This window comes from Bacillus sp. sid0103 (genome assembly GCF_019219025.1).
This window is the reverse complement of record NZ_JAHUWN010000090.1, coordinates 1-883: the sequence shown is the minus strand read 5'-3', so window position 1 is coordinate 883 and position 883 is coordinate 1. Positions and strand designations below refer to the sequence as shown.

At 36.1% G+C, this 883-nt stretch carries 1 protein-coding gene; it reads right to left on the bottom strand.

Annotated elements, in window-relative coordinates; genetic code table 11:
• Positions 1-175: 175 nt before the first annotated feature.
• The coding region (locus tag KW850_RS32565; RefSeq protein WP_218351719.1) for a uroporphyrinogen-III synthase at positions 176-883 on the bottom strand (708 nt) is incomplete at its 5' end.

The window sequence follows — 883 nt, the reverse complement described above, 5'->3', positions numbered from 1 at the left end:
AATGAAATAACGCCTCCCATGCTATTCGCTAAGTCACAAGAAACGACGAATACCTGAAGGTTTTAATTGTTCAGCCCTTGAAGATAGATAGGATTTCACAATGTTTACCACCATTCCCAATTATTTAATATTTTTATTAAGTAAATCAATTACTAGATGATGTAAAAAAATAACTTTAATGATTACGGTAATAACGAGATAACTCGACAATCATAGCACCCATTCTCTCATGTTTAGGGACAAGTAACTCCTCAATACCTTCTTCACTTAATGCCTCTGCAGTTACTTTTCCAACAGCAACTGCTAGTATATTCTTACTAAAAGCTACCAAAAGATCTTCCACGAACCCCTTCTCCCTAGCGAAGTCAAAAAGTGAACGGACTTGAATGGCAGTAGTAAAACAAACGGCATCGATCTTTTCTTCGAACAGCTCTTGACATAATTTTGAAACTGTTTCTGTTTCCGGGGGAATGTGCTGATATGGAAGAATCATTGAAACATCTGCGCCTCTTTCTTCAAAAAAGGTAATTAAAGCTGGTGCTTTTTCACCATGGAGTTGAACCATTACTCTTTTTCCAAAAAAATCAAAACTATCTAAAGATTTTATTAAACTCTTGGTTGTCCCATTTTCATCCACTGCTGCTGGCATAAGCCCTAGTTTTTTTAATGTAGAAAGTGTTTTATACCCTCTAGTAGCAATCTGGGATTGTTGAATCATATTAAAAAAAGCTTGTTTCATCCCCCTTTTTTCGGCAATATCCAACAAAGTCTGTGTTCCAATTCCTGTTGTAAAAATAGCCCAATCTGTCCCCTTCTGTATAATTTTCTTAAGATCCTGTCCTACTTCTTCTTCGGCTAAAAATACAGTACCTTGAAGTGAACG